The 7117-nt window shown below is 65.7% G+C and carries 3 protein-coding genes and 1 pseudogene; 1 reads left to right on the top strand and 3 read right to left on the bottom strand.

Going from position 1 to position 7117, the window contains the following annotated elements; translation table 11 throughout:
- Positions 1 to 47 precede the first annotated feature (47 nt).
- Complete coding sequence (locus tag ACXWUF_RS15625; protein WP_458495580.1) at positions 48 to 707, bottom strand: recombinase family protein; 660 nt, start codon at positions 705 to 707, stop codon at positions 48 to 50.
- Positions 708 to 769: 62 nt separating this feature from the next.
- Between ACXWUF_RS15625 and ACXWUF_RS15630 the strand changes: the two genes are divergently transcribed.
- Complete coding sequence (locus ACXWUF_RS15630) at positions 770 to 3775, top strand: Tn3 family transposase (RefSeq protein ID WP_458495581.1); 3006 nt, start codon at positions 770 to 772, stop codon at positions 3773 to 3775.
- 23 nt (positions 3776 to 3798) lie between these two features.
- Here ACXWUF_RS15630 and ACXWUF_RS15635 read toward each other — a convergent pair whose 3' ends face one another.
- Together ACXWUF_RS15635 and ACXWUF_RS15640 are read right to left on the bottom strand one after the other, a co-directional pair.
- A complete protein-coding gene (locus tag ACXWUF_RS15635) occupies positions 3799 to 5868 on the bottom strand; it encodes a toxin TcdB middle/C-terminal domain-containing protein (RefSeq protein ID WP_458495582.1) in 2070 nt (689 codons plus the stop codon).
- Positions 5869 to 6041: 173 nt separating this feature from the next.
- Positions 6042 to 6950 (bottom strand): annotated as a pseudogene (locus tag ACXWUF_RS15640) (SpvB/TcaC N-terminal domain-containing protein); the annotation flags it as partial.
- Positions 6951 to 7117 lie beyond the last annotated feature (167 nt).

A 7117-nucleotide genomic window follows, 5' to 3' on the forward strand; every position in this document is an offset into this window, starting at 1 on the left:
TGGGTAACGGTAAGGATTCGTTCGTAAATGAGTAAGAGCGATTCCCGTTAGGACGGAGCGGTGGTCGCCTTGGCCCGCTTGGCGATGGCCAGCACCGTGTTCTTGCTGAGATCGAGCAGCCGACCGATCTGCCGGTAGGAGTGTCCGGCGGCGATCAGTTCCAGCACCTTCGGTGCCAACTTGTCCGCTTTGATCCGCTGTCCTGGCCGCCGTCCGAACACCTTGCCGCGGGCCTTGGCGGCGGCGATGCCCGAGCGCACCCGCTCGCGCAGCAAGTCCCGCTCGAACTCGGCCAGCGAGGCCATGACCGAGGCGATCAGCTTGCCCTGGGCGGAGCCCAGATCGAACTGCAGGCCGGTCTGTGCCACCAGGGACACGCCGTAGGCCTGGAGGTCCTGGAGGGTGTGCACCAGATCCAGGGTGCTGCGCCCCCAGCGGGTCAGCTCGGTGACCGCGATCACCTCGATCCGGCGGGCCTGCGCCAGCGCCATCACCTTCCGCCGCTCCGGGCGCTGGTTTTGGCTGCCCGAGGCGGTTTCCTTCCAAACGCCGACGACCTCGTGGCCGCACCGCGCCGCATAGGCCAGCAGTTCCCGCTCCTGCCGCTCGCAGGATTGGTCGGCAGTCGAGACCCGGCAATACAGGGCGGCTTTCTGTCCCAATTGAACCCCTCGGAATTTCCGGCCCGGCAACCCGCGTCCCGGCACGCGCCGGAAGCGGTCCATTTATCGTCTACTTTAAAGGGTACACCGTCTTCCGGATTGCCGCGTTGCAACCCAGCGATACCGCCTACCCGCGCTTCAAGAGCCGCCTGTCCCCCACCGAACTGGCACGGTTCTACACCCCGACCGACACCGAGCGGGCGTTCTGCGACGCCGCCACCCGCTCGCCCCAGACCCGGCTCGGCTTCATGCTGCTGCTGAAGAGCCACCAGCGGCTGGGCTATTTCGTCACTTCCGCGCAGGTGCCCCCGGCGATCATCGACCACATCGCGGCGGCCCTGGGGGAGTTCGGCGACCGGGAGGCCCTGCGCCTCTACGATGCCTCCCAGGCCCGCCGCAAGCATTTGTCGGCGGTGCGCCGGTTCCTCGGGGTGCGGGCGTTCGACGAAGCCGGCAAGGCCCTGCTGCGTGCGGCGTTCCAGGAGGCGGCGCTGGTCAAGGATGATGTGATCGACCTGATCAACATCGGCATCGAAACCCTGGTCCGGCACCGCCACGAGTTGCCGGCCTTCGACACGCTGGCCCGGGAGGCGCGGGCTCAGCGGGTCGCGGCGAACCGCGCGCTGTTCGAGCGGGTCCATCAGGCCCTCGATGAAGCCGAACGGAAGGCGCTCGACCAGCTGTTCGTGGTGGGGGACGGGCCGCCGCGGACCAGCCCTTGGCACGAGCTCAAGCGGGACGCCACCCCGCCCACACGGGAGGGCTTGCGGGAACTGGCCGCCCGCCACGAACAACTGAACCGTTGGGGCCGTTTCCACGACTTGCGGAAATCCCTGCCCGTGGTGAAGGTGAACCAATGGGCGCTGGAAGGCCAAAGCTTGGATGCCGCCAGCATGGCCGACCTGGCGCCGACCAAGCGCTACGCGGTGGCCCTGGCCCTGATCTGGCGGCGCCAGGCGCGGGTCACCGACGATCTCTGCGACCTGTTCTGCAAACAGATGCGGCGCATCACCCATGACGCCGAGGCGGCGCTGGCGCGGTACCTGACCGATCATCAGGACAAGACGGACGAGATCCTGCGGCGCTTCGCCGCCCTGGAAACCTTGCTGAACTCGGCGCGTCCCGCGGAAGAACAACTGGAAGGCGTCCGCCAAGCGGTGGTGGCCCGCCCGGATTTATGCGAGTTCTCCCGCTTGCACAGCGAGTACGGCGGCAAGCACGAATGCCGCTTCCTGTGGCGCTTCTTCAAATCCCGGCGGGCCGAACTGCTGCGGATCCTCGGCCTGCTGCGGTGGGTGTCCACCAGCCAGGATGGCGGATTCGAGCGGTCCCTGGCGTTCATGCTCGGCCACCGCCGAAGCTCCCGCGACTGGATCAAACTCGAGGCCCGCCCAACCACGGCCCTGACCCTGGAGGACCTGGACTGGGTGCCGGACAAGTGGTGGAAACTCATCACCGGGACCGCCCGCCGGGAGGCCGCCCCGGCCCGCCTCAACCGGCGCCAGTTCGAGGTGTGCGTCTGCGCGCAGCTGGTCCGGGAACTCCAATCCGGAGATCTGTGCGTCGTCGGCAGCGATGCCTATTCCGACTACCGGGACGAGTTGCTCCCCATGGCGGAGTGCGAAAGGACCCGCGCCGATTATGGCGAAAAGGTCGGCCTGCCGGTGGAACCCGCGGCGTTCGTCCGGCACCTCCGCACCCTGTTGGGCGAGGCCGCCACACGGGTGGACGAGGCCTACCCGGAAAACCCCTATTTCAGGATGGTCGACGGCCGGCCCAAGCTCGGCCGCCTGACGAAAAAGCCGCTCCCGGAAGGATTCCGGGCTCTCGACGAGGCGCTCACCCGCAAGCTCGATGGCCTGGAGCTGTCGCTCCTGGACGTGCTGACGGACACGCTCCACTGGCTCGGCTGGGGCGAGCACTTCGGCCCGTTGAGCGGCCACCGGGGCAAACTCAAGGAGGAGGACCGGCGCAAGATCCTGACCGCGTTCGCCTACGGCACGGGGCTCGGGCCGACCCAGGTCGCCAGGAACGTTGCCGACCTCGGCGCCCGGCAGGTCGCCTTCGTCCACCAGCGCCAGGTCACCACCGAAAAACTGGAGGCCGCCATCGGCGCCGTCATCAACGCCTACAACCGGTTCCAGCTCCCCCGCCATTGGGGCGACACCCGCCGCGCGGCGGCCGACGGCACCCAGTGGAACCTGTACGAAAACAATCTGCTGTCCGAGCGGCATATCCGCTACGGGGGCTACGGCGGGATCGCCTACTACCACGTGAGCGATGCCTACGTGGCCCTGTTCTCCCACTTCATTCCCTGCGGCGTTTGGGAAGCGGTCTATCTGCTCGACGGGCTGACCAAGAACCGGTCGGACATCCAGCCCGACACCATCCATGGCGATACCCAGGCGCAGAGCGCCCCGGTGTACGGCCTGGCGTTCCTGCTGGGCATCCAGTTGATGCCGCGCATCCGGAACTGGAAGGACCTGAAGTGGTTCCGCCCTTCCGCCGACGGGGCCTATCGGAACATCGATGCGCTGTTCACCGCGGAGGCGGTGGACTGGGACCTCATCGCCTGCCACCTGCCGGACCTGCTGCAAGTGGCGCAGTCCATCCGGGCGGGCCGCCTGCAGCCCTCGACCCTCCTCCGCAAGCTTGGGACGGCGAGCCGCAAGAACAAGCTTTACTACGCCTTCCGGGAACTCGGCCGGGTGGTTCGCACAATCTTCCTGCTGGACTACATCGGCGATCCCGAGCTCCGGCGCGTGATCCAGGCCGCCCAGAACAAATGCGAGGGCTTCAACCTGTTCGCCCAGTGGATTTACTTCGGCGCCGATGCCATCGAGGACAACGTGCGGGAGAACCAGTTGAAAATCATCAAGTACAACCACCTGGTCGCCAACCTGGTCATCTTCCACAATTGCCACACGATGACCCAGGCCCTGAAGGAACTGGAGGCCGAGGGCCTGGCGCTGACGCCGGAGCTGCTCGGCGCATTCAGTCCCTATCGCACCCATCACATCAACCGCTTCGGCCGCTACGAGTTCCGGGACCGCCAGCCCGCTCCCATCAATTACGGGGTGGGATTCGGGATCGGACCCGGCCCGGAGGGGTGAGGCCGTTCGGCCAACCCTCCCTGTTACTCATTTACGAAGGAATCCTTACCGTTACCCTGCTTGGCCCGGTCGGTTCCGTGCAGGTCGGCGAATCCGGGATTCGCTACCACCGTCACATCCCCCTCCAAATCCACCACCCGAATCTGCGGGCGGCGTCCGTAGCCAATGGCGGCCCGCTTCAGCACGTTGCCGTGGTCATCCACCGCCAACGTCAAGGTGTGTTGGAGACGAGGGTCGGCGGGATCGCGCTCGTAGTGGAAGCTGACCGCCTCCTGTGGGTGGGCGAAAAACACCCCATGACGGTTGGCTCCTCTAGCCTGCACCACCCGGATGGTGAAGTTCTGCTCGGTGACGGTGTACGGGGTGAGGGCGCGTTTTATTTGCTCGGGGCTTGAGCCGGGACCTGTGTCGTCGGCGTAGACCTCCTGGCGCAGCATCGAACCCTTGAGGGCGCGGCAGGCTTCGCGTTCTTCTTCCAAGATCAGGCCGGTTGGCAGCACCGTATCCGCCAGCAACAAGTCGCGGGCCTCGGCGTTGGTCAGGCCCGGCTCCCGGAAGTATTCGCCCTGGTCAGTGGGGTTCAGCGGGCCAGCGAAATAATTGGAGACGCGCTCGCGGCCCAGGTAGGCGCCCGTGTGGAACCAAGTCTTGGTGCGCACCGCCGGGACATGGGAGGCGGCGGCGCTGTTTTCGGCGGGGAGCTTGCCATCGGCCAAGGCCGCGAATGCCTCGGTGTCCCATTGCTCCACCATGCCGAAGCCCCGGAACTCCCGCTCCTCGCCATCAAAATGGCCGTGGTGGTAGGCGTAGCGGGTGACGAAGCGGTTGCGGCTAATCTGATCGTAGGCCTCCACCCGCTCGACCACCTGCACCGGGAACGGTAGCTGGGTGATCCAGGGCTTCCGGCCCCCCATCAAGTTGACGAAGCGCATGGGCCGCCGGGCATCCCCCGGCAAGGGCGAGGACCACACCAAACAGGCGGTGCCATTGCCCAACAGGTCGGCGGGCATGAGGCCCACCAAGTCATCGACTCGCGGAAACACCTTGAGGATTCGCGGCTGGCCCCAACTGTTGCCCGACTGGTTGAAATACAGGCGCACGCCGCCCTGGTGCAGATAGATGAGGTCCGTAGTGCCGCCGCCATCAATATCCGCCAGCCGGACGCGCCTGTGGTCGTACTGGTCTGGGTTGTCGAAGCGGGGCGCGTTGTCCATCGTCACCTTGGCCCCGAAGCGGCGATGGCCGAGGTTCGGCCAATAACACACCTCGCCGTTGCGGATGCGCACGATGTCGGTCAGCCCATCGCCGGAGAGGTCGGCGAGGTAGACGCACTGGGTGTAATCGGCGAAAACCACTCGCGGGCCACGCTCCTCGTCCAAGGCCCGGGCGACCCGGCGGGCCGGGCCGAAGCCCGCCTCGGCCAAGGCGGCGTGCCAGACGAAGGCGCCGTCTTCGGTGATGAGCAGATCGGCGTGGCCGTCCCCGTCCAGGTCGATGAGCTTGAGGTTGGGATCGCGGAAGTCGCGGCTCAGGCGCGAAGCGAATGGGCGGAAGGGCCGCCAGCCTTCGCCTTCCTCCTCGGGTTCGTGGAATCCGGGGTTCGGCCCATCCAAGACCACCACGTCCGGTTGCCCGTCGCCCGCCAAGTCCATGAATTCCGCCCCGCTTTTCAGGCTGAGATTGGGCTTGAGCCTGACCGCCTCGAGCGGCGCGAACTTCGGCTTGATGTGTTCCCGCCCGTCGGGGCTTTTTTCCGGGATCGGACTGAGGTTGCGTTTGTAGAACCAGCCGCCCGCCTGTTCGGTCAGCAGGCCGGGGATGCCCTCGCCATGCAGGTCGATCCAGCGGTAGGTGACGCCATCCAGACCGATGGGAAGGTTTTCCAGGCCCGGCGGCCCCACTTCCTCAACCGCGTCCTGCACCACGGGCTGGCTGTACTCGAACTCCACCGGCGGCAGGCTGCTGTGGTCGTAGCCGCCGACTCTGCGGCGGTGGCCGGTCTGGGTGACGGCGCGGAGAAAGGTATAAACCGGGTTGCGAACATCGTTGGGATCGACTTCGTCGGAATAGGTGAAGCCGGTGGAACGCACCATACAGTTGCCCTCCACCCCCGCTTCGCCTGGAAAGTGGTGAAACATCAGGACACGCTGGCATATCCGGTAAGTGCGGACCTCGAAGCCAGCCCGATAGGAAGAAAACGGATCCTTGCGTGCGGGCCACACGCCCTTGTCGTTGGGCAAGGGCGCGGCGGCGCGAAGACGACCTCGAAGAGCCAGGCTTTAATCCCGTCGTCAGCGCTGGCATCCAGAGGCTCGGACCACGGGCTGCCGCTTTTCGGTACCGGCAAATACGGCGTGCGGTTGCCGTAACGAATGCGCTTGAGATAGCGCTGGGCGGATCGGGACTCGTCGCCGCGGTTTCGCTCGTGCGCCTTGACGAGCGGGTTGCCCGCGGGGCCGTCGAAAATCCCCGCTGAATCCTCGGGCTTATAGCCATAGACGATGACGTTGCCCTTGTCGTCATGGCTCTGGCAGATCAGCCAACTGAAGATGCGGCTGTGGTCCGCCGGATCGGCGATGCGGCTGTCGCCTGTCCTCCCGTACCAACTGGTGATGTTGTCCTTGGAAATGGAGCGCCAGAACACGTCCGTCGCGTCGGCGATATTGGTCCAGCGCTCGATGCGGGCGAACAAGCCCTCGATGCGGGGGCGGAAGCGGTCGATCCGATAGGTTGCGCCATCGGCCATTCACGGGAGGAGGTTCTCCCGCTCCCATTGGCCTTGGGCATTTTGAACCAGCACCGGCGCCAAATCCTCGGTGCCGGACAGTATGAAGACATCCGAATCCCTGGCGTCCTGATACTGCGGCAACCCCTTGTCGGTCTTGCGGGTGATCGACGGCAGCGACAGGTTCCAACCGAAGCCGAATGGGCCGTTTTGGGCACCGGAGTCATAGGCGAGCGAGAGTTGGGGACCGAAACCCGAACGCCCCGCGCCGGTGGCGACGGGCGGCGTCATCGACCCGGTACCGTTCAGGGGATTGGCGGCGAATTTTTCGCCCATCCCGCGGATCGCTCCCCCGCCTTTGGGCAAATTCAGGCTCGGGGCGCGGGCCTGAAAATCCTGTTTGCCCGGTTCTGGGCGCTGATCCGTTTCCTGCCTAACGTCGTCGCTCATCGGTTTCTCCGCAGAGTACTTTGCTTACAGCCTAATCAGGGTGGCATGCCCCGCGCACCTCTGCCTGGGGCGTAGGCATCTAAGTCTTGAGCGTTCAAAAGGTTCGCTGTGGTTCACAGCCTCCGGCGTTTCCAGCTAACCCGCACTTTATCGTATCGCATTCATAC

Source organism: Methylomagnum sp., from assembly GCF_054333355.1.

Excerpts from the sequence above, each read along its gene's own strand:
- ACXWUF_RS15635 (WP_458495582.1), bottom strand. The coding sequence starts at position 5,868 with ATGGTGCGTTCCACCGGCTTCACCTATTCCGACGAAGTCGATCCCAAC.